Source organism: Chitinophaga tropicalis (assembly GCF_009758205.1).
Classification (GTDB): Bacteria; Bacteroidota; Bacteroidia; order Chitinophagales; family Chitinophagaceae; genus Chitinophaga; species Chitinophaga tropicalis.
This window is the reverse complement of sequence record NZ_WRXN01000001.1, coordinates 1,386,526-1,408,540: the sequence shown is the minus strand read 5'-3', so window position 1 is coordinate 1,408,540 and position 22,015 is coordinate 1,386,526. Positions and strand designations below refer to the sequence as shown.

The window sequence follows — 22,015 nt, the reverse complement described above, 5'->3', positions numbered from 1 at the left end:
AAATACCCCCTCAATTCACAAATAAAGGGTATCAGCTGATCCTGTCAGTCGTTCTGCAGCTTCTGCCATCCATCAGCCTGTATCTGTCTTACAGGTACCCTTCCATTCTATACCAGGAATACTTTTGCGCAAAAAAACACATGTCTGACAAACGGCTGAACGGGCTGGACCATTTACGCGCACTGGCCATTATACTGGTTTTTCTATTTCATTACGGACGGCTGTTCCCTTCCCCCCAATGGGTGACTGCCATAGGCGCCTTCGGATGGACAGGCGTAGACCTCTTCTTTGTATTAAGCGGCTATCTCATTGCCTCTCAACTATTCTCAGATCTGCAAACAGAAGATGGCATTTCGTTTAAAGACTTCTTCCTCAAACGTTTTTTCAGGATAGTACCGGCATATCTGTTCACAGTAGCCGTTTACTTCCTGCTACCTTCTTTCAGGGAAAGGGAAGCCCCTGCCCCATTATGGAAATACCTGACATTTACGCAGAACCTTGGGCTTGACCTTCGTTACCAGGGTACATTTTCCCATGCCTGGTCACTTTGCATAGAAGAGCAGTTCTACCTCTTGCTTCCCCTGGTACTTATCCTGCTCTCTTACTTCAGGCTGATAAAAAGGGGATGGATCTTACTGTTGATACTGTTCCTGGGAGGATTTTTCATACGTGCATATAACTGGCACTACCAGGTAAGCCCTTTTATTGCGGATGGCGAAGCCTGGATCAACTGGTACAAATGGATCTACTATCCCACCTTTACCCGCCTGGATGGTCTGCTCACGGGCATCTTTATTGCCGGTGTATTTCAATTCAGACCAGCATTAAAGGAGCGCATCAGCCGTTATGGCAACGGCTACCTGCTTCTAAGCATCTTTATCCTGGCAGCAGCCTGGTTTGTCTGCACTGACACTGAAAGCTTTCATGCTTCCGTTTATGGGTTTACACTGACAGACCTGGGATATGGGGTAATGGTGTTGGGGGCTGTGAGTAACACAAGTATCCTGTATAAGTTCCGGCTGCCAGCGGCCTCTCGCCTGGCGATATTGTCTTACGCAATATACCTGCTACATAAGATCACCATACACCTGACACAACTGTCCCTGTCAAAGCTGCACATTGAGAAAGACAGCAACCTGATGTTTGTGCTTTGCATCATCACTTCTGTTCTGGCGGGCCTGATACTCAACCTGTTTATTGAAAAACCATTCTTACGGCTCAGGAATAAACTGTTTTTATGAAAAAAATTCCCCTTCCTTATCAAAGTATCCTCCTGCTCCGTTGTCATTATATAGACCGTGCTTTTTTTTAAACCTCTAAATAAACCATTTATTATGTACAAAATTGCAATGCTCCTGTTAACCGTAGCAGTTCTAAGCAGCTGCGCCAAAGACACCGCTCCAGAGATCAGCGAGGAAACAACTAACACTACTACAGATGCCAATGCCAGGGTATCTGCAGCTGCCGCTACCGTCAATTTCAGCGGCTATACCTGGCAGATAAGACAACAGGGTTTGTCTGCTCCCGGCCCTAACTACTGGAGCAGTAACAACGTATGGGTAGACAGCAATGGCTGGCTGCACCTGAAAATAAGCAGGGACGCCGCTACAGGCTTATGGTATTGTGCTGAAGTGATCTCCAACCAGACCTTCGGCTACGGTACCTATCTATGGGAAGTAGAAGGCGCTGTAGATAAGCTGGACAGGAATATTGTGCTGGGCCTGTTCAATTATAAGTCAGGCGATAACGGGCATCATGAAATAGATATTGAGTTTGCCCGCTGGGGTAATGATGCCTGGCATAACTATAACTATACTGTTTATCCTGCAACAGGTTCAGGAAGCGTAAGCCAGACCAACGAGCTGAAACTGAATGGTACTTATACCACTCATACGTTTACCCGTAACAGCACCTCTGTTTCCTACAAAGGATATCATGGTTTCACTACCAGCGAAGCCAATGCCTTCTTCCCGTGGACAACCCCTGCCGGGTATAATGTAAGTACGCTGGCTCTGCCCATACATATGAATTTATGGCTTTTCAGCGGTCAGGCGCCTGCCAATGGCGCTGAAGTTGAGATAATCATACATTCATTCAGGTTCATTCCGGCATAAAGCAGAATGGCATCGGTTATCATAAACAGAAAAGAGGTTGTAGTTAATACAACCTCTTTCTCGTTTACAAAGCAACTCATCGGCTCTGTCTATATATAAACCTTCACAGACAAATCTATTTTAGTAATTCTCGTTCTGTATCAGCACTCCGTTACTCTTATCGATCTCTGACTGTGGCAGCGGGAAATAATAGTGCTTAGGTCTTACAAAGGTCCTTGCAGCTACCAGTATATTCCCGTTCTTACCGTACTTAGGTTTGTTATAATAGGTAGTGATATCTATCAGTTTGGCTTTATCCCAGCGAATCAGGTCCTGGTGACGCTCATTCTCACCACTTAGCTCACAACGGCGTTCGTGCATCAGTGCCGGCATACCTGCACCACTCACCTCAGCCAGTCCGGCTCTCTTCCTTACCTGGTTGATCTCTGCATCGCCGGCGCCGGCGCCCTGTGTACGGATCTTGGCTTCAGCTACCAGCAGCATGATATCGGCAGTTCTCAGCAGTGGTGTTTTCAGAGAGTAGTTCAACCCTCCGTTAGATTTCCAGGAAGAGAACTTACGGAAATGATATCCTGTTTCTGACATGCTTGCGCTATAGGTAGCTATTTCAGTGCCTATATCTACTTTATCTCCAGGCCCCATTACAGATACGGCCTTACGTGCATCTCCCGCTTCAAATTCATCTACAAGGGTCTGCAACGGCTGATGGAAGTTCCAGCCGCCCCATTCACGTGGCGTATGGTAAGTGGTGAAGTCTGAATACCCCCAGGTATCGCTTGTCTGCACAGCAAACAGCATCTCGTCGTTGTTGCTGGTGGCTGGTGTAAAATTCTCCAGGTAGGTAGAAGCCAATTTATAGTTAGGGCTGGTAGTTACTTTTTCTCCGTAGATAAGAGCCTGGTCCAGCTTTTCCCAGTTCATATACAGTTTACACAGGAAACCCCATGCTGTGCCTTTGGTAACACGGCCTTTATCATTAGCGCCATAAGTGTCAGGCAACAGATCGGCTGCTGCCAGCAGGTCTGTCTGTATCATTCCGCGAAGGCTGTCTGCACTTACTTTAGGATGGTTATAGCTGCTGGCCAGCACATCATCTTCTGTAACCACCGGTACTTCTCCATAGATCAGCATCAGCCGCCAGTAAGCAAATGCGCGCAGGAAATGCGCTTCTCCCAGGCTACGGTTCCTGATATCCTCATCCATCTTTTCTATTTTAGGAATATAGATCAGCGCATTATTTGAACGGTTGATCATCTCATATTTCCATCTCCAGCTGAACCTCACCTGTGCATTGGATGCGTCGTAGGTAAAGTTCTCGATGGCAACATCTTCTGAGTGGTCGCCCGCACGGTATTCATCATCAGAGCAGATGTCGAACGTGAACTCGGCATGCCCTGTAAAGTCTTCTTCCAGTAATATGTTGTATATCCCCGTGATACCGTTCACCGCATCTGACTGTGTGCGCCAGTAGGTTGCGGTAGTATAATTGCCCTTGGGTGTTACGTCCAGTACCTTATCACATGCAGTTACGGAAAGCAACATACCCACTGCCAGTATAATATGTTTAGTTGTCATGATCCCCTGATTTAAAAATTAAGCGAAGCGCCCACAGTAATACTTCTTGCCTGCGGATAAGTAGCTACATCCACACCTCTCTGCCTGTTTCCGTCGGTATATCCCAGCTCCGGATTCAGACCGCTGTAGTTGGTAAGGATGAACATATTCTGTCCTGCCACATACACCCGGATACCAGGGCCGCCGGCGTTACCCCAGAGTTTTGCAGGAATGGTATATCCCAGCGCTACGTTGCGCAGCGCGAAATAATCGCCTTTCTCAATAAACCTGTCTGACGTACGGTAGTTGCCGTTATTGTCTGTCAGCGTCATACGGGGAATGCTGTTGCTGGTACCTTCTCCATGCCAGCGGTTCATCTCCTCTTTATAATAGTTATAAGAGTAAGTAGGATCAAGGCCCTGCATCTTATCAGCGTTATAAAGCTTCACACCTGCTACGCCGGTAAAGGCCAGGCTGAGGTCAAATCCTTTATAGTTGCCACTCATCTGTATACCGTATTGCAGGCGTGGGTTAGGATCTCCCAGGTTCACACGGTCAGCTTCAGTGATAGCGCCATCTCCGTTTACGTCTACAAAGCGAACATCGCCGGGCTTAATGTTAGCGCGCCTGCTGTCGTTTGCCAGGTAGGCGTCATTATCTATCTCACTCTGGGTCTGGTACAGGCCTGCTGTTTTCCAGCCATAGAAGGATGCAATAGGCTGTCCTTCATAGGTACGGGAGATCTCCTGGTTCTGACGGCCATAGTTGGAAGAACTGATGTAAGTATCTTTAGCATACAGCTTCGTTACTTTGTTCCTGATCATTGTAGCGTTGGCCGCCACAAAATAGGTGAAGTCCTTTTTGCCACCCTGGTAAGACAGTTCAAGCTCCACACCATGGTTGTTCAAACGGCCTATGTTCTGGTCAGGCACTACCGATGTACCATGTGTATCCATCTGCACCGCAGGTACCAGCATGTCAATTGTATTCTTATTGAAGTAAGTAACGGTCGCGTTCAGCGCACTTTGCAGGAAGCCCATTTCCATGCTGATGTTTGTCATGTGCGCTTTTTCCCAGGTGATGTTCGGGTTGGCAATACTGGCATTCCAGGTACCGGTTACTGGCAGGTCGCCAAAATTGTAACGGCGGTTCTTGGCTACAGCTGCCAGGTACTGGAATTCACTTACGTTCTGGTTACCCAATACACCCCAGCCTCCGGTAACTTTCAGGTTGCTCATGAAATGAACGTTCTCTTTAAAGAAGTTCTCATCAGATACACGCCAGCCGGCAGATACTGCGGGGAAATATCCCCAGCGATGGCCTTCTGCAAACCTGGAAGAACCGTCAGCACGCATTGTGGCAGTAAGCAGATATTTACCTTTAAAGCTGTAAAAGCCCCTTACAAAACTGGATGCCAGCACATTGGTAGCATGGTAATTACCGGCTGCATCAATTACAAGGGAACCGTTGTCCAGCACCAGCATGTCAGGCGATTCATCATCAAAGCCATTACGTTTGGCAGCAAAATAGCTACCGGTATATTTCTGGTAGGAAACACCTCCTGTCAGGGTGATCTGGTGTTTCTGCGCCAGTGTTTTGTTGAAGGTCAGAAATGCTTCTGCCAGCTGACTGTTGGAGGTAGTATCACCCTGTGTTAATTCAGCGTCGTCCCTGGTACGTACCTGTGTCAGAGTCTTGGGCAAAAAGGTATATGAGTTGCTAAGAGTACCGTCAAAGGCGTAATTCACGCGGAATTTCAGGTCGCGGACAATTTCCAGTTCAGCAAAGGCATTGGCCAGTACCCGGTAGCTTTTCACCCAGGCATCGGTAGTTTCTGCAGTATATACCGGGTTGTTGATGTCCCCCAGTTCATTGCTTGCCTGTGCAGAGCCATAGGCGCCCGTTTCATCTTTCACCGGTATGGCAGGATTGAAACGCAGGGCGCTGAAGATAAGGCCTGTCTGGGAAGAATATGTATCCAGCGCGTTGCGTTTACGGGCGGTCAGCTGCAGGTTCTCGCCCACTTTCAGACGTTTATTCAGCCTGTGCTCTGAGTTGATACGTACTGTATATCTTTTGAAATAGGTATTGGTGATCATGCCTTTCTCATCATAATAACCCACTGAGAAAAGGTAATTGGAAAATGCACTTCCGCCCCTGATCGATATATCTGCATTGGTGACATTTCCGGTATTGAAAAGCGCCTTCTGCCAGTCAGTACGCTGTACAGCATAATAAGGATCCTGCCAGATAGCAGGTACAGACAATCCGTCATTGGTATAACGCTCCTGTTTCAGCGTTACCAGTTCCGGAGCAGTAAGCAGGGGAATATAGCGGCGTACGTTGGAAACGCCCCTGTAGATATTCACCGAAGTATTCAGCTTTTCATTGTAACTGCCCTTTTTGGTAGTGATAATGATCACACCATTTGCAGCGCGGGTACCATAGATAGCAGAGGAAGACGCATCTTTCAGCACTTCCATGGAAGCAATGTCATTATTATTAATATCACTCAGGCTGCTGGCAGGCACTCCGTCTATAATGATCAATGGTTCAGAGTTGTTGATAGTACCTGTACCACGTATGCGGATAGAAGGGGTGGTACCCGGCGATCCGTCAGAGCGTACAATGTCCACACCAGCCACACGGCCCTGAATGGCCTGGGCAGCATCGCTCACTGGCAGGTTCCTGATATCGGCGCCTTTTACAGTAGTGATAGTACCTGTCAGGTCGCGTCTTGTCTGGCTGCCATAACCTACTATTACTACGTCACTGAGGCTGGTAGTGCTGGGAGAGAGGGCAATATTGCCCAGGTTGCCTCCTGCGCTTACAGTCAGTGGAGCAAATCCTATAGCTTTAAATATCAGGGAATCTTTTTCATCTGCCCTGATGGCGAAATTACCGCTGGCATCTGCAGCTACTCCCCTGTTCTTGCCTTTTATGGTGATAGTCACACCTGGCAGGGGTTGTCCTTTATCATCCCTTACTTTGCCCTGCGCAGTGATGGAAGTATCTGCCCATTCCACCATTGTGGGGATAGCCCTGTTCAGGGTGGCAAAGGTCAGGTCCTGCGTGCGTGTAATGATAACCTGCGCTTTGTTCTGCTCAAAACTGAAGTGGTTGGGAGTGAGCAATTGCTGCAGGATAGTCTCCACAGAAGTATTGGTGACATTAATACTAACCGGCGGAATAGCTTTGACCTGGGAAGAATTATATACAAACCGGAAGGGAGTGAGCTGCTGGATCTTGCCCAGGACCTCTTCCAGTTTCTGATGACTGGCGTTCAGGTTTATCTTCACCTCCCTGATATTCTGCCCTTCCATTGTACTGGCAAAGAGCGTGAACGTGGAAGTGCAGATAAAGGCCAATATATAGACCGAACATCGCATAAGGAACAATATGGCTTGGATACACGGCACCCGTGTATGCGCTGTTTTTTTCATAACTTTAATACGATTTATTATTTATTAATAAATAGTAGCACGGGCATACAGGTTTGGCGACATGAGATGCCCTGCTGTAAAACATTCCCCTGTGCCTCCGGGTACAGGGGTGTTTTATCCTGTCTCAGGTACTGTTGACGACGATATTGTTCATATATACAGGTGAAATTTTAGGCTTTTCGTATCAGGGACATCCCTTTCCACTCACGGTTACTACGCTGCTGTCTGCATTGAAAGTGTAACTGGCATTATTGATCCTGCACAGCAGGTCCACAACACGGCTTACAGGCGTTTCTTTCTCGAAACTTGCGGTAAACATGCAATGCTGCAGTGATTCACTGGCAAACACCACTTCTATGTTGTAATTTCTTTTAATAGTCCTGGCTATCTGTACAAATGACTGGTCGTAGAATTCAAGTTGTCCCCTGGTCCATGCGTAGGCAGCTGCTGCCTTGACCTGCGCTACCACAGGCCGATTCTGGTTGTTATATTTCAATTGCCTGTCCGGCGTCAAAAAAGTAATGGTCCTGGTCTTCTTATCCTCCAGCCTGATCTTTCCGCTGGTAACCGTTACGTAGAACGGCTCTCCGGGATATGCTTTTATATTGAATGCTGTTCCCAGTACCCTGGTGGTCATGCTTCCGGAATGAATAATAAATGGTTTCTGCGGATCCCGTACTACATCAAAATATGCCTCCCCTGTCAGTGACAGGCTACGTTCATGTAACAGCGGATAATCTGTATATACCAGCCTGGTATCTGCATTCAACCATACTTTACTCCCATCCGGCAACATGGCAAACCGTGGCTGATGCCCTGTGGCATAGACTTTCCTTCCTTGCAGGATAATGGCCAGCAGTCCTGTGGCCACCAGCAAACATATTGCTGCTGCTACCCGGTAACGACGCATCTGTACCAGCAATCCCTTACGTATGTTCCTTTCCCTGTCTATTTTTTCTTTCAGCCGCGTTTCCAGCATACCCTCGTCCACTCCTTCAGGCAGTTCTGCCACCAATTCTTCTCCTTCAAAAGAATGGTACCACTTTTCCAGTAAGGTTTTTTCTTCGGCATTGGCAGTACCATCCAGGTACTTTCTGGTTAAGACGGATAGCTGTTCTCTGGTCATACAGGGAAATAGTATGGAAAAAGAGGAGTATACCCTACCTCGGGTCTAAAAAAAATTTTCCTACCAGAAAAAAATGAAGTGTTTCAATTGCACCCGTAACTGGCGGAGCGCCCGGGTAATATGCTTCTCTACTGCTTTGGTGGATATATTCAGCTTCTCGGAAATACTTTTATTACACAATCCTTCTTCCCGGCTGTACCTGAAAACCAGCCGGCATTTCTCCGGCAGTTTGCTGATCTCGTCACGGATCTCCCTTTCCAGCAAACGGCTATCGGCCGGGGAAAGTGTAACATCCTGGCTGTTCATTAACGATTCAAGTGAAGTGGTTTTGCCTGCAGGCTGGCTGAAATGGCTAAAAACGGCATATTTGGTGGCGGTGGCCAGGTAAGCGTATAAAGAGCGGATATTGGTCCGTTCCCTGGAAGCCCACAGGCTTACAAAGATCTCCTGTACCACATCTTCGGCCTCACTGCTATCTTTCAGATGATAATAAGCCAAAGCATACAGCTTACGCCAATAGCGCTGATAGACCTCGTCAAAAGCCTTCCCGTCAGAGAGCTTGACCAGATCCAGTAATTCATTGTCCTCTAATGTCCTATATGACATAAGCGTGTGTAAAAAGTACCTTAAAGTAGCAATAATTTTCTAATGCTCATATTATTTTCCGAAGAAGTCCATAATCCCGGAAATGACCTAACTTACCAATCATAACCATTCATTTATGACCAACGTAACCGTAGAATGGCTGCATTCCATTGAAGCCTTACAAGACGTTCCTGCCGATCAGCTCCAATGGCTGATAGACAACAGCGAATGCCATATTCTCCAGCCGGGAGAAGCCCTGTATGAACCTGGCGCCCAGCAGACAGGCACTCACATTCTTGTTTCCGGTACTATACGCCTTACCCAGATACAGAATAACGAGAAAAGGGAACTGCTCATCCTCGAACCTAAAAATATAGGTGGTTACCTGCCCTTCTCCAGGGGATATACTTCTTCGGTGCTGGGAGAAGTGCTGGAAACAGCAGAAGTCATGACACTACCCATAAGTAAGATCCAGGACCTGATACGCCAGCATTTTGAGCTGACCCAGGCACTTGTACATGTCATGACCACCCGCGTCCGGGAATACACCTCCTTCCTGCGCCAGAGTGAAAAGATGATGGCATTGGGTAAATTATCTGCCGGACTGGCGCATGAGCTGAACAACCCCGCAGCAGCAGTAGTAAGAGGAGCGCTGACACTGAAAAAACATTTACAGCTGGAACCAGTAACCTTTAAAAAGGTCATGTCCATCCGCATGGAACCGGAAGATGTGGATGTAGTCAGAGATAAACTGTTCGAAATACTGGAACAGCATAAAACCACGCCGCCTCTTACACTCATGCAACGTTCAGAGAAAGAAGATGAACTGATAGACTGGCTGGATAACAATGATGTTGAAAATGCGGCTGAGCTGGCAGAGAACTTTACAGAGTTCGGGTTCACCACCGCAGATCTCGACAAATTCAGGGAACGCATCAATAAAAATATATCTCCTGTGTTCAACTGGATCAATGACAACCTGGTCATTGAAAAGATAGTAGCAGATATTGAAGAAGCCTCCAGGCGCATCGGCACCCTGGTAGGATCTGTCAAGATGTTCACCCATATGGACCAGGGTTATGATAAACAGCTCACAGATATTCACGATGGCCTCCGGAATACCCTCACTATCCTTCATTATAAACTACGCAAGGCCAATATAGAAGTAGTACAGGAATTTGACACCACCCTTCCTCCCATCAGGGCATTGATAGGAGAACTGAACCAGGTATGGACCAATATTATTGACAATGCCATAGATGCCATGGAGGTTAATAAGAAAGGTAAACTGGAAATAAAGACAGAACGGGACAGGGACTGTTTAAAAGTTATTATTAAGGACAATGGCCCCGGTATACCAGAAAATATCCTCACCAGGATCTACGATCCTTTCTTTACAACAAAAGAACCGGGTAAAGGCACCGGACTGGGACTGGATATCGTTTCACAGATAGTAAGACAACATAAAGGCTACCTGAAAGCAGAATCCAAACCAGGCGAAACAAAGTTCATTATTTCTTTGCCTATCAATGGCTAAGTCTATTTACAAGAGAAACAGTAAAACCGACAATAATTATTCAGGATCATAATAATTATTTTTGACACGGATTTATGCCATTATAAGATCAGAACCATGAGTCAGAATCAACCCTTTATTCTTTGTATTGACGATGACGCGCAGGTGCTGCGTGCCATTGCCCGCGACCTCAAAAGTAAATATCGCGATAGCTATAAAATATTAAGCACAACGGTGGTAAAAGAAGCCCTGGAAACTTTACTGGAGTTAAAGAACAAAGGTGAAACCGTTGCCATGTTCATTTCAGACCAGCGCATGCCTGAAATGGAAGGAGTAGCATTCCTTGAAAAAGCAATGGAATTTTATCCTGACGCGAGGCGTGTACTACTCACCGCCTATTCAGATACCGACGCCGCTATCCGGGCTATCAACTCCGTACAGCTGGACTATTACCTGGTTAAGCCCTGGAGCCCGCCGGAAGAAAAGCTGTATCCGATCATAGACGGACTGCTGGACGACTGGCAGAATATTTATCGTCCTGATTTCAAAGGGATCAAAGTAGTAGGCTACCAGTTCTCTCAGAAATCGCATTCCATCAAGGATTTTCTTGCCGGTAATCTCATCCCCTATCAGTGGCTGGACATACAATCAACCGAAGAAAGCAACAAGCTGCTGACGCTGAACAACCTCTCTCTGCAGGACCTGCCTGTTGTTTTCTTTGAGGATGGCAGCTTCCTGCCCAGTCCCTCTATCATGGAAATAGCGCATAAAGTAGGGCTGAATCCGCAGGTGAAACATGATGTATACGATGTGGTGATCATAGGGGCCGGACCGGCAGGGCTGGCGGCAGGTGTGTATGGCGCTTCCGAAGGATTGAAAACATTACTGATAGAAAGACGCGCTCCCGGCGGACAGGCAGGCACCAGCTCCAGGATAGAGAACTACCTGGGCTTCCCCACAGGACTGAGCGGAGCAGAACTAACCCGCCGTGCACTTACCCAGGCTACCCGCCTTGGTACAGAGATCATCACTCCCCAGTCAGTAAAAGATATACAACAGAGAGACGGCTATAACCAGATCATCCTGGAAGATAACACCGTCATCACCACCCGCAGCGTGATCATCACCACCGGTGTTGATTACCGGCAGCTGGAAACCAAAGGCATTGCAGACTTTACAGGGGCCGGCGTTTATTACGGCGCCGCCATGACAGAAGCTACTGCCTGTAAAGACAAGGAGGTATATATAGTAGGTGGCGGCAACTCCGCCGGGCAGGCCGCTATGTATCTCTCCAAGTTTGCGAAGAACGTATACATCCTGATCCGCAAGGAAGATCTGAGCAGCACCATGTCTGCTTATCTTATAGATCAGATCAACGGCACTCCCAACATCACCATAAAACCAAAGACCGAGATCACCGAGGCAATAGGCCATGAGAAACTGGAAAAGCTGGTGATCGCCAACGTAGATACTAAAGATAGTAATACTGTCAACGCAGACGCCCTCTACATTTTTATTGGCGCCAAACCATTTACCGACTGGATAGCTCTTAATATTATCAAGGATGAGAAAGGGTTCATTGAAACCGGCAGGGAGCTGAAAAATTACGATAGCTTCAGGAAGATCTGGAAACAGGAGCGTGACCCATACCTGCTGGAAACCAGCTGTCCCGGCATCTTTGCCGCCGGCGATGTGCGCGCTACCGCAATGAACCGCGTAGCGGCAGCCGTAGGAGAAGGTTCTATGGCCATCAGCTTTGTGCATAAATATCTTGCGGAAGTTAAATAGGTGTTTTAGCTATTTGTACGACATTTGCTACCCTGTTTTTGTAGTATCTGAGTTTGTCCGCCACGGCGGACAAACAATTCCTTATAAAACAGCTCAAACAGATGTTGATTTACTATGAAGGTTTGCATTGCTGAAAAACCAAGCGTAGCCAGAGATATTGCTGAAATTATCGGGGCCAAACAACGCAAAGACGGATATTATGAAGGCAATGGGTACCAGGTAACCTGGACCTTCGGGCATTTCTGTACCCTGAAGGAACCTCATGATTATACAGAGCAATGGAAATTCTGGCGGCTGGAAGATCTGCCTATGATACCTTCCAGCTTTGGCATCAAACTGATAGAAAATGATGGGGTACAAAGGCAGTTTAAAATAATAGAACAGCTGGTACAGCAATGTGAGGAAGTGATCAACTGTGGTGACGCCGGCCAGGAAGGAGAGCTGATACAGCGCTGGGTATTGCTCAAAGCCCAGTGTACCGCTCCTGTTAAAAGACTGTGGATATCTTCCCTTACAGAAGAAGCCATCCGTGAAGGATTCCAGAAACTGAAAGATGCAGCTCAGTATAATAACCTCTATGCCGCCGGCAGCGCCCGTGCTATTGGCGACTGGCTGCTGGGTATGAATGCTACCCGGCTGTTCACCAAGAAGTTTGCTATGGGGAAAACCGTACTATCCATAGGCAGGGTACAGACACCTACCCTGGCTATGATAGTACAACGCCAGAAAGAAATAAACGCCTTTGTTTCGGAAGAATACTGGGAGCTGAAAACAATTTACCGGGAAACAGAATTTACAGCTACCATAGATCGTATCAAGGTGCTGGACAGGGCACAGAAAGGATTGGCATATCTTAAGGAACATCCTTTTGAGATCACTTCCTTCGAACGAAAGGAAGGTAAAGAAGGCAATCCCCGCCTCTTTGACCTGACGGCCCTGCAGGTGGAAGCCAATAAGAAATACGCTTACTCTGCAGACGATACATTAAAATACGTTCAGAACCTTTATGAGAAAAAGCTGGTCACCTACCCCAGGGTAGATACCACTTACCTCTCGGAAGACCTTCATCCGAAAATTGAAGGTATTTTAAAAGACCTGACGCCATATGCAGCGCTTACCGCTCCCCTGCTGGCTCAACCTATACCCAAACTCAAAACGGTATTCGACGATAAAAAGGTGACAGATCACCATGCTATCATCCCTACCGGTATATATCCGTCCGGCATCAACCTGGAAGAAAAACGTATCTATGACCTGATAGCACGCCGGTTCATTGCGGCATTTTACCCTGAATGTAAGATTGCCAATACCACCGTGTTAGGGAAAGTAGGACAGGTGGAATTTAAGGCTACCGGTAAACAGATACTTGAACCAGGCTGGAAAGAAGTATATGCCAATGATGTGGCGCCCAAAAAAGAAGGTGAAGAGGAAGAAAAAATACTACCTGTATTTACTGCAGGTGAAAGTGGCCCGCATACGCCCCGTATCCACCAGGGTAAAACCACTCCTCCCAAAGCTTTTACGGAAGCTACCCTGCTCAGGGCTATGGAAACGGCAGGCAAGCAGGTAGATGACGAGGAAATGAGGGAACTGCTGAAAGATAACGGTATTGGCAGGCCTTCTACCAGGGCCAATATCATTGAAACCCTTTTCCGCAGAAAATATATAGAGAAACGAAAAAAGAATATCTATGCCACGCAAACAGGCATAGACCTGATAGATACCATTCAGACAGAATTGCTGAAAAGCCCTGAACTGACAGGTATATGGGAACGTAAACTCCGGCAGATAGAGAAAGGGGAATACGCCATGGAAACCTTTAAGCAGGAACTGATACAAATGGTAATAGATCTTACCATTGAGGTTAAGACTGCCAATTACAAAGTGATCACCGTTACCCAGGAACAGCCTCCTGCTCCTGAAGAAAAAGAGAAACCGAAAAAGGAATCCAAACCCAAAGAGCCCAAAAAAGCTGTAGTTATAGCAGAACATGCCTGCCCTAAATGTAAAGACCACCCGCTTAAAAAAGGAAATACCGCTTACGGCTGCGCCAACTTCAAGGTGTGCGGCTTTAAAGTACCATTCGAGATCTTCGGTAAAAAACTGACAGACAAACAAATAGCAGACCTGTTAACCAAGGGTAAAACCGGTAAGATGAAAGGCTGGAAACTGCCGGGGACTGAAGGAGAAATTGAAGGGAAACTGGTATTGAGCCCTGCATTTGAACTGGTAGTTGAGAAATAAGGTATTTACTTTATATTACAGATAATATTATCTGTTTTCAGGGACAATTATTTACTACCAGATATTCAACCTATATACAACATCCAATGACCACAACATTCAAATCAAGATTATGGAGAGTGCTCCGCTGGGCAGCACTTGTTTTTTCCCTGTTCTTTATCTTCCGGTTCATTTACGGCTATGTGTCCGCAGATAACCGGCAAACAGGAGATTACAGTGTAGATTTCTTCGAAAGCATCAGCAATCTCCGTAAGAACTATGCTTCTGAAAAATCATATAAAGGAGAAAGCCTTCAAAGCAGCAGTCCGCAGCAGCATAACTTCTCCACCAATCAGAAGTATGAAAAAACGGCTTCTGTTAAAACTAAATCATCCCAGTTTGATAAAGACAGCAAACTCATTGCAGAGCAAACAAAAGCCTTTAAAGCTATTATTCAATATGAACAGGCGCTGGGACAGAAAGGCAGCAGAGAATTACACCTGCTTATAGGTGTAAACCCTGAAGCATTTGATTCTTTCTACCTTGCCATCCAGAAGATAGGAGTGATCAAAGGTACTGTGGTAACAAAAGTCGACAAGACAAATGAATACCGCCAGCTCAATGCTCAGAAGGAATCCCTGTTGAAAACCCTGCAATCTCTGGATGAGTTAAAATCAAGACCAGGGCCTATTACAGACTTTGTATCCCTGCATGACAAGATACTGGAAATAGAAGGGAAGCTGCAGGAACTGGGCGTTGAACTGGGTAATTTTGATACAGAGAATGAATTCTGTACCGTAAAAGTGTCACTGTATGAAGGAGCTACTGATAGGAAGATCAGTCTGATCCACCGGGTAAGAGTTGCCTTAGAGTGGAGCATTCATTATTTCACATATAGTGTATTTGCAGCGGTATTCGCATTGTGTGGCGCCTTTGTGTTGCTGCTGATCATTGACAGGCTGAAAGTGATTAATCGTATTGCGGAGAAGCTGGAAGAATAGTATTTAAAACTACAACATAAAAAAACGCTTTTGCCTTGGGCAAAAGCGTTTTTTTATGGAAAGAGATCTGGTCTGCAGCGGCTAAGAAAATGGTTAAACTTTCAGGAATAATTTATTCCTGTATAAAAAATATAGTAACACCAGTTGTATCAATGTTACAGATACAGCCGCCAGTACAGGTTGCCAGATAACAGGCAGCAAGTGGATCAATCCACCAAAAATATAGTTGGCTGTATGGGCAAAGTTAACCATACCTTCAGCAGCCATATAGATCACAATTGAGTTCATGCCAATGATCACAAACGGGAAAGCCCAGCGCTTCCATCCTATTACATCTATCACATAATAGAAAACGGCGAATAACAGTAAACTCAATCCTCCTACATACAATACGAAAGAACTTGACCAAAGACGCTTATTGATCGGGAAAAACCTGTTCCACAATAACCCCAGTACTGCCAGCACTACACCGGCGGCACAAAGCAGGTATGCTTTCTTCCGCATATCTATACCAGGCCGGTCACGTTGAAGGAAAGTACCTGTCAGCATTCCCAGCAAAGCGGTCCCTATAGCGGGGAGGGTAGATAACACGCCTTCCGGATCATGTACTTTATCATGCAGTTTGCCAGGCAGCAATATCCTGTCCAGGTATGATTCAAGAGAGCCATCCATCGTCAGCACGCCGGCGCCATACCCAGGTACGGGTACCCACATCATCAGCGCCCAGTATCCCAGTAATAAACCTGTTAGCCAGATAATCTGACCACGAACAGTAGTATTAAGGTAGATCAATCCACCAAAGAACCAGGCCAGCCCTATCCGGCCCAATACACTGGGAAAACGGGTATTTTCCAGGCCATTGAACTTCAGGAGGCCATTCACTATCATACCGAGGATAACCAGGGTAATAGTACGACGCAGCATGCTGGCGTATAACTTCCGTTTTTCTGCAGCCGGTAATAGCTCAGGACTATCCACGCCCGCCAGCTGTACTTTCTTCTGCAGGGAGTAAGGCATAGACACGCCGGCTATGAACAGGAATAGCGGAAAGATCATATCATAAAAGGTAAAACCATTCCACACGGTATGATGCAGCTGGCCGGAAAGCCATACAAACAGTGGCCACCCCGTAGCCTTTGCCAGTTCATGAATGATCTGATCGCCACTCATTATCCAGAACATATCAAATCCCCTCAGGGCGTCCAGTGAAAGTAACCGGGCAGGGCGTGTGGATAAAGTATTACTCATATGCCGCTACTATTGTATGATGATATTTCCTGTACATCTCCTGCGATACCTTCACAGGATCTCCGGTAGTAACAACAGGGAAAGCTTTCTGTTCATTCACCCATTTCCATTCCCAGCCACTGATAGTATACTCAAATGTCTTAAGGTCTGGCGCTACTCCTGTTTTCAGGGATTCTTCCAGTAAGGTAAAGAATTGTTGCCAGCGTTTTTTATAAAAATCATTCAGCAGCCCACTCCATTGGCGGTTGGCATATTCATGCAGGGGGCTTTCAGCATCTCCCCAGAGGGTGATCAGGTCCCGTGCATTCATTTCATACAGTGCTTTCTCTGCCGGCGTAGTACCCCACTTCCTGGCAGATGCCAGCCAGGGGGCCAGCAGGAAATCCTTGCGGGTAGCCAGCAGCTTATCCATATCAGAGATCAGCTGCAGGAATTCAGTACTGTAACGGGTAAATGCCTGTTTATCTCCTGTCCTGAATGCTTTCACCCATTTTGCCTGTAATGGCAGTGCATAATTAGCCATTACCTGCCGGGAGATGTCTACCAGGTCATAAGTAAAGCCATCGGTTTTAACTCCTGTTCCGGCAGCCTGTATAAACAGGTCCCAGGCAGGAATGAGGTCCTGTGGAGGATAGTTCAGTAATGTTCTTGTCCATTTGGTAGTAGAGTCGAATGTTGGCCGGCCGGTAATAATGGATTCGGCGCCATCCCTTATCAGCTTTCCGTTATAGGCTGTTTTACGGAGTATCTGCCATGCTTTGACCAGAGAATCGTTGTCTTTGCCGTAACGGTTCCTGGCATATTTACGCAGCCAGGCGTTCAGTTCTACAGGTTCTGTTTGCCAGGTATGCTGCATGGTCAGCTCATAAATAACAGGGTTCTGTTCTATGGCTTCCATAGTAAGGCCTATACCTGACAGCTTACCGGAAGCGGTATCGTGCAATGCTGCTGCCGGCCCGCTGGCTACGCCATCCAGGCGGCCAAACAGGTTCACATTCCCTCCAAAGTTGTTCAGCATATTCCATATCCAGGGCTTGCCATAGAATGCAGCGGTCCTCTTCCATACAGGCTCTATTTCGGCTGCCAGGTCCAGCAGGATCATCTTATTATCCGGCACTGCTTTCAGCAATGCTTCTATCTGCGGATCATGCCAGAATTTCCGGTCGCTATAAAACAGCCATCCCTGCATTACCCATACTGCTGCCGTATCTGCCTGGCGCATGCCTTCATAGATCTTTGCGCTTAGTTCAGACAGGTATTCCGGTGCATCTGACGGGGGCTCATTCTCATTGAAAGTATCTGCAGAGTACAGATGATCCGTACCGTAAAGCTTAGTTTGTTTTTCCAGGAAGCGTTTCCCTATCTCTGCAAAGAGCGGGTCTTCAGCATCCAAAATATAGGTATCGGCAAAACCATTGGTCCAGTTGGTGGTCTTGAGTTTTGCATTGGGATATTTCTTCCTGAATGCTGCAGGCACATGCCCGGTAAACGCCGGTAGTACAGGTTTCATGCCCAGCGCCCTTTCCTGCCGTACTATTTTTTGCTGCAATTCTTTGTGGCTTTTCATCCAGCTGAGAGGCAGCGGGCCTCCCCAGCCATCCAGATTACCCATCCAGAACCAGGAGAAATAAGCCGGGCCACAGAAGAAATCTGCCAGGTCTTTATCGGAAAATCCCATTTCCTTATACACCTCGTACCAGGTATACTCCTCTCCTGTTACCGCCAGTGGCATGTTAATGCCGTGCAGGGCCATCCAGTCTATCTCTTTCTGCCAGCGCTCCCAGTCCCACCAGCTCATGCTGTAGTTAAAGGTGCAATAGTTCAGATAATAGCGGTACTGGTAAGGCGTTGTTTTCCTGACTGGCTTTTCAGGCATTGGCAGCTCCGCCGGCAATTGCAGGTTGCTGCCGTTCCAGGTGATCTGGCAATGACCATACTCTGTAAGGTAGTAATACAGTGCAGAAGCTACCGCTACGCCATTGTTTCCTTTCAGTACTATCTTTCCATTGTTCGCTGTGATCTCAAAAACATCCTTTGCTTCTTCCTGCGGTAATGCTTCCACTGTAAATGAAACCGCCCGTTGCGGTACTACCCTTTTGATAAGCGCCAGTGCGGCCGCTTTATCCAATTGCGCCCTGGCCTGTGTAATGGTAAAGGCAAATAAGATCACTGCCACACAGCCTGTGCGCAGCCAGCCAGTCAATATGTTCATCATCTTTTATTTCTTTGATAAGCGGAACAACAATGTTCCGTGAGGCTTTACCTCCTGTTTAAAACTGTTCTTAGCAGTACCCATTGCCTGCTGTGTCCAGATATTTTTTGCTTTCCAGCCGCCCTTAAGGCCCAGGTCTGCAAAGTTGAGACTTACTTCTTTTGCGGTGTCGTTCAGGTTGAAGAATGCGATGTTCCAGTCGCCCGTTTCCGGCATTTGTGAAACCCATACCACCAGTTCTTCCTTACGGTATAGCTGACGGTTGTTGATGCTATGCTGATCTATGTCCAGTACGTCTTTGTTGGTGAGCAGCTGTTTTACAAACGCTGTGTTCTCCGGCATGTTTCCTCCCATCATTAAAGGAGAACGGAACATGCACCAGAGTGTCATATGTGTAAGCTGTTCATCCTCTGTAAAACGGGAATAACGTTCCTGTAGTACTGGCCCGCGTTTGGATACTTTACCGAATTGCAGCATGTCAGCATCCGGCCAGTAGCCTGGCGCACCTACTCCCATCCATTCGGCACAATGATCAAACTGGCTTTTCAGCTGTTTCCAGCTATCCCAGAAGTCGTCAGAAATACGGGACAGGTTGGAATTGGCCTTTATGTTTGCCACCTCTTTGATCAGGTGTTTGGGCGACAGGCTCAGTACAATAGGCCTGCCATTCCGCACTATAGCTTTGTGGATGGCTTCAGCTTCTGCCTGATGGTATTCCCGTACTTTGGCATCAGCCGTCATATCGTCCATCTTAATATAATCGACTCCCCAGGAAGCATACAGATCTATCAGTGAATTGTAATATTCCTGTGCTCCTTCTTTTGTCATGTCCAGGCCGTACATGTGGTTCAGCCAGGGACAGATGGAAGCTTTATCGGCAACGGCTGCAGCGGTTGCAGTAGTGCCCGGTATCTTTGTATTGGCCCATACAGCCTGACGGGGTATGCCTCTCATAATATGGATACCGAATTTCAGTCCGAGAGAATGTACATAATCTGCCAGTGGTTTAAAGCCGTTACCATCTTTAGCAGAAGGGAATTTAGATACATCAGGTGTCAGTCTTCCGTATTCATCCATAGAGCACCAGGGTACATATGCTCCGTCTTCCAGCTGGAACTGCGGTGCATTTGAGACCTTTGCTAATGGAGGATGCGGATAATACCAGCAGTAATCCACCACGACATACTCCCATCCGTAAGGTTTCAGGTATTTTGCCATGTAGTCTGCATTAGCCTTTACTTCATCTTCATGTACCGCGCCGCCAAAGCTGTTATAACTATTCCAGCCCATAGGTGGTGTGGCAGCAATCTGACCTATGGCAACATGCCCGGCAAAACAACAAAAAAGGATCGCGACAGAACGTATAAATTGCATGATAAAAAAGGTTTCGTGGAATAAGTGTCTTAAAAACACATAAATGTATGCTTTTTTAGGCAGAGTAGCACTCTTAGTATTTTCAGGGCAGCATATTCTTTCGAACCGATTTGAATTTTTTCTGATGCCGGCTGGTCTGATTATTCAAAAAAATTGCTTTTGCCCCCGGCAAAAGCAATTTTTTTGATAGGAGCTTGCTGGTTTGCGGCCAGCTGGAATCAGTAGCCGGTATTCTGATCCAGTAAGGGGTTTAATGTCCTTGCTGAAGTAGGTATCGGGTAAAGGCGGCGATTCGGATCTGCATTTGTCTTATATCCCCATGAACCTTCAAACTTATCGTAACGGATCATATCGTTACGGTTCCAGCCTTCCCATACCAGCTCGCGCATCCTTTCTGCATAAATGGCTTCCAGGTCTACGCTTGTCAATGTTGTAGTTTTACGGATAGCCCTCAAGTCATTTAGGAGCGATAAAGCGGTCTGGCCGTTAGTGGCAGCAGCACCACGCTGTATTGCCTCTGCTTTTGTAAGCAGGATATCTGAATAACGGAAGATAGGATAATCATTATCCTGGTTCCTGGAAGTAGAGGTACTGTCAGGATAGAACTTGATACAGCGGTAACCTTCTGCCCAGCTCTTCTCATCATTACCTGCATCAAAGTTAGGCACGTTGGTCAGCACGATATTCGGCGTAAATGTCAGCTCATAATTGTATGCCGCTGTAGGGTTGGCGCCGGAATAGGCGGCGTCATATCCTATATTGGTAGTGGAGATCACAATAGGATTTCCGCTATAGTCATACTGTTTTCCTGTAAGCCAGATATTGTTACGCACATCTCCCGGCTGATTGAAGTAACTGTAGAATTCCGGTAATACGCTCACAGCACCGCTTGGTGTAAAAGGCAGCTTGTATTTAGCTCTCAGCGCGCGGTGCAGGTAGTAACGGGCAAAGAACTGGCCGTTAGTCTGCGAATTTGCTGTAGCTGCATTAGTGTTGGGTACTGCAAAGATGAATTCTTTGATCTGGGGACCGTTGTTAATAGCAAACATGCCCTTATAATCACTTTCCAGCGCATACTTACCAGAAGTAATGATGCTGTCACACATTCTTACAGCATCTGCGTTCCGCTCAGTACCGGTATACACTTTTGCATTCAGGTACATCTTTGCCAGGATAGCAAATGCGGCATATTTTGTAGGGCGGCCGTAAGTGCTTGAGTTCACAGTGGTGCTTAAGTTAGGCAATGCGGTATTCAGCTCATTCTCCAGGAAGGTGAACACATCTGCTCTTTTAGTAGTACGTGGCTGTGCAGTATCCCCGAAAGTGGTTACTACAGGAATATTACCGTACAGGTCCATCATCAGGAAGTAAGATAATGCACGCATTGTTTTTACTTCCGCCAGTATCTGCGGATCTGCCGCCACCGGTGAAGAAGCAAAAGTAGACAGCACCTGGTTACAGGTACTGATAGTTGTGGTCAGCAAAGACCAGCCCATGTTTACACAACCGTTGTCAGGCGTCCAGGTATGCAGGTGCATCTGCTGATAGTTGGCCCCATCAAACCAGTTACCGCCCCTGGCAGGAAGTATACATTCATCTGTGCTGAGCGATTGCAGGAACCAGTATTCCCTTGTCAGCGTAGCGCTGCCAAATGCAGTATATACAGGGCCGGAAGCCAGGATAAACTGTGACTGCGTCTGTGGAAAGTTGGAAGGGTTCAGTTTACTTTCCAATGGCACATCCAGGTCGTGACAGGCGCTTAAACAGCCTGCTGACAGGAGTGAGAAAAATATATTTCGAAGTACCTTATTCATGACCAATACTTTTAAAT

The 22,015-nt window shown here is 46.8% G+C and carries 14 protein-coding genes; 6 read left to right on the top strand and 8 right to left on the bottom strand.

Going from position 1 to position 22,015, the window contains the following annotated elements; all coding sequences use genetic code 11:
- Nucleotides 1–140 precede the first annotated feature (140 nt).
- Together GO493_RS05970 and GO493_RS05965 are read left to right on the top strand one after the other, a co-directional pair.
- The gene (locus tag GO493_RS05970) at nt 141–1,241 is read left to right on the top strand and encodes an acyltransferase family protein (protein WP_157305176.1); all 1,101 of its coding nucleotides are present in this window, start codon (nt 141–143) and stop codon (nt 1,239–1,241) included.
- Between the two features lie 93 nt (nt 1,242–1,334).
- Nucleotides 1,335–2,114 (top strand): glycoside hydrolase family 16 protein, encoded by a 780-nt coding sequence (locus GO493_RS05965; protein ID WP_157305175.1) that lies wholly within the window; start codon nt 1,335–1,337, stop codon nt 2,112–2,114.
- Nucleotides 2,115–2,234: 120 nt separating this feature from the next.
- Here GO493_RS05965 and GO493_RS05960 read toward each other — a convergent pair whose 3' ends face one another.
- The 4 genes from GO493_RS05960 to GO493_RS05945 all read right to left on the bottom strand — a co-directional run bounded on the left by GO493_RS05960 (nt 2,235) and on the right by GO493_RS05945 (nt 8,843).
- Entirely contained in the window at nt 2,235–3,689 is a 1,455-nt protein-coding gene (locus GO493_RS05960) for a RagB/SusD family nutrient uptake outer membrane protein (RefSeq protein ID WP_157305174.1), read from the bottom strand.
- 11 nt (nt 3,690–3,700) lie between these two features.
- On the bottom strand, nt 3,701–7,057 hold the full coding sequence (locus GO493_RS05955) for a TonB-dependent receptor (protein ID WP_157305173.1): 3,357 nt from the start codon (nt 7,055–7,057) through the stop codon (nt 3,701–3,703).
- Nucleotides 7,058–7,295: 238 nt separating this feature from the next.
- The gene (locus tag GO493_RS05950) at nt 7,296–8,237 is read right to left on the bottom strand and encodes a FecR family protein (RefSeq protein ID WP_157305172.1); all 942 of its coding nucleotides are present in this window, start codon (nt 8,235–8,237) and stop codon (nt 7,296–7,298) included.
- A 60-nt stretch (nt 8,238–8,297) separates the two neighbouring features.
- Nucleotides 8,298–8,843: an RNA polymerase sigma-70 factor gene (locus GO493_RS05945; RefSeq protein ID WP_157305171.1), complete on the bottom strand. Its 546-nt coding sequence runs from the start codon at nt 8,841–8,843 to the stop codon at nt 8,298–8,300.
- A gap of 115 nt (nt 8,844–8,958) precedes the next feature.
- Here GO493_RS05945 and GO493_RS05940 point away from each other — a divergent pair, with 115 nt between their 5' ends.
- From GO493_RS05940 to GO493_RS05925, 4 genes are all read left to right on the top strand, one after another.
- Complete coding sequence (locus tag GO493_RS05940; protein WP_157305170.1) at nt 8,959–10,359, top strand: ATP-binding protein; 1,401 nt, start codon at nt 8,959–8,961, stop codon at nt 10,357–10,359.
- A 96-nt stretch (nt 10,360–10,455) separates the two neighbouring features.
- Nucleotides 10,456–12,126 (top strand): FAD-dependent oxidoreductase, encoded by a 1,671-nt coding sequence (locus tag GO493_RS05935; protein WP_157305169.1) that lies wholly within the window; start codon nt 10,456–10,458, stop codon nt 12,124–12,126.
- Between the two features lie 114 nt (nt 12,127–12,240).
- Nucleotides 12,241–14,370 (top strand): type IA DNA topoisomerase, encoded by a 2,130-nt coding sequence (locus GO493_RS05930; protein WP_157305168.1) that lies wholly within the window; start codon nt 12,241–12,243, stop codon nt 14,368–14,370.
- An 86-nt stretch (nt 14,371–14,456) separates the two neighbouring features.
- A complete protein-coding gene (locus GO493_RS05925) occupies nt 14,457–15,350 on the top strand; it encodes a DUF4349 domain-containing protein (protein WP_157305167.1) in 894 nt (297 codons plus the stop codon).
- Between the two features lie 93 nt (nt 15,351–15,443).
- Here GO493_RS05925 and GO493_RS05920 read toward each other — a convergent pair whose 3' ends face one another.
- From GO493_RS05920 to GO493_RS05905, 4 genes are all read right to left on the bottom strand, one after another.
- Nucleotides 15,444–16,598 (bottom strand): acyltransferase family protein, encoded by a 1,155-nt coding sequence (locus GO493_RS05920; RefSeq protein WP_157305166.1) that lies wholly within the window; start codon nt 16,596–16,598, stop codon nt 15,444–15,446.
- Nucleotides 16,591–18,813 (bottom strand): alpha-N-acetylglucosaminidase, encoded by a 2,223-nt coding sequence (locus GO493_RS05915; RefSeq protein ID WP_232538746.1) that lies wholly within the window; start codon nt 18,811–18,813, stop codon nt 16,591–16,593. The genes GO493_RS05920 and GO493_RS05915 overlap by 8 nt, the downstream gene beginning before the upstream one ends.
- 3 nt (nt 18,814–18,816) lie before the next feature.
- Entirely contained in the window at nt 18,817–20,184 is a 1,368-nt protein-coding gene (locus tag GO493_RS05910) for a glycoside hydrolase family 27 protein (RefSeq protein WP_157305165.1), read from the bottom strand.
- Nucleotides 20,185–20,402: 218 nt separating this feature from the next.
- Nucleotides 20,403–21,998: a RagB/SusD family nutrient uptake outer membrane protein gene (locus GO493_RS05905; protein ID WP_157305164.1), complete on the bottom strand. Its 1,596-nt coding sequence runs from the start codon at nt 21,996–21,998 to the stop codon at nt 20,403–20,405.
- Nucleotides 21,999–22,015: the final 17 nt, after the last annotated feature.

Coding starts and splice junctions, on each gene's coding strand:
- GO493_RS05950 (WP_157305172.1), bottom strand. CDS start 8,237: ATGACCAGAGAACAGCTATCCGTCTTAACCAGAAAGTACCTGGATGGT.
- GO493_RS05930 (WP_157305168.1), top strand. CDS start 12,241: ATGAAGGTTTGCATTGCTGAAAAACCAAGCGTAGCCAGAGATATTGCT.
- GO493_RS05955 (WP_157305173.1), bottom strand. CDS start 7,057: ATGCGATGTTCGGTCTATATATTGGCCTTTATCTGCACTTCCACGTTC.
- GO493_RS05960 (WP_157305174.1), bottom strand. CDS start 3,689: ATGACAACTAAACATATTATACTGGCAGTGGGTATGTTGCTTTCCGTA.
- GO493_RS05945 (WP_157305171.1), bottom strand. CDS start 8,843: ATGTCATATAGGACATTAGAGGACAATGAATTACTGGATCTGGTCAAG.
- GO493_RS05940 (WP_157305170.1), top strand. CDS start 8,959: ATGACCAACGTAACCGTAGAATGGCTGCATTCCATTGAAGCCTTACAA.
- GO493_RS05965 (WP_157305175.1), top strand. CDS start 1,335: ATGTACAAAATTGCAATGCTCCTGTTAACCGTAGCAGTTCTAAGCAGC.
- GO493_RS05905 (WP_157305164.1), bottom strand. CDS start 21,998: ATGAATAAGGTACTTCGAAATATATTTTTCTCACTCCTGTCAGCAGGC.
- GO493_RS05915 (WP_232538746.1), bottom strand. CDS start 18,813: ATGATGAACATATTGACTGGCTGGCTGCGCACAGGCTGTGTGGCAGTG.
- GO493_RS05920 (WP_157305166.1), bottom strand. CDS start 16,598: ATGAGTAATACTTTATCCACACGCCCTGCCCGGTTACTTTCACTGGAC.
- GO493_RS05970 (WP_157305176.1), top strand. CDS start 141: ATGTCTGACAAACGGCTGAACGGGCTGGACCATTTACGCGCACTGGCC.
- GO493_RS05925 (WP_157305167.1), top strand. CDS start 14,457: ATGACCACAACATTCAAATCAAGATTATGGAGAGTGCTCCGCTGGGCA.
- GO493_RS05935 (WP_157305169.1), top strand. CDS start 10,456: ATGAGTCAGAATCAACCCTTTATTCTTTGTATTGACGATGACGCGCAG.
- GO493_RS05910 (WP_157305165.1), bottom strand. CDS start 20,184: ATGCAATTTATACGTTCTGTCGCGATCCTTTTTTGTTGTTTTGCCGGG.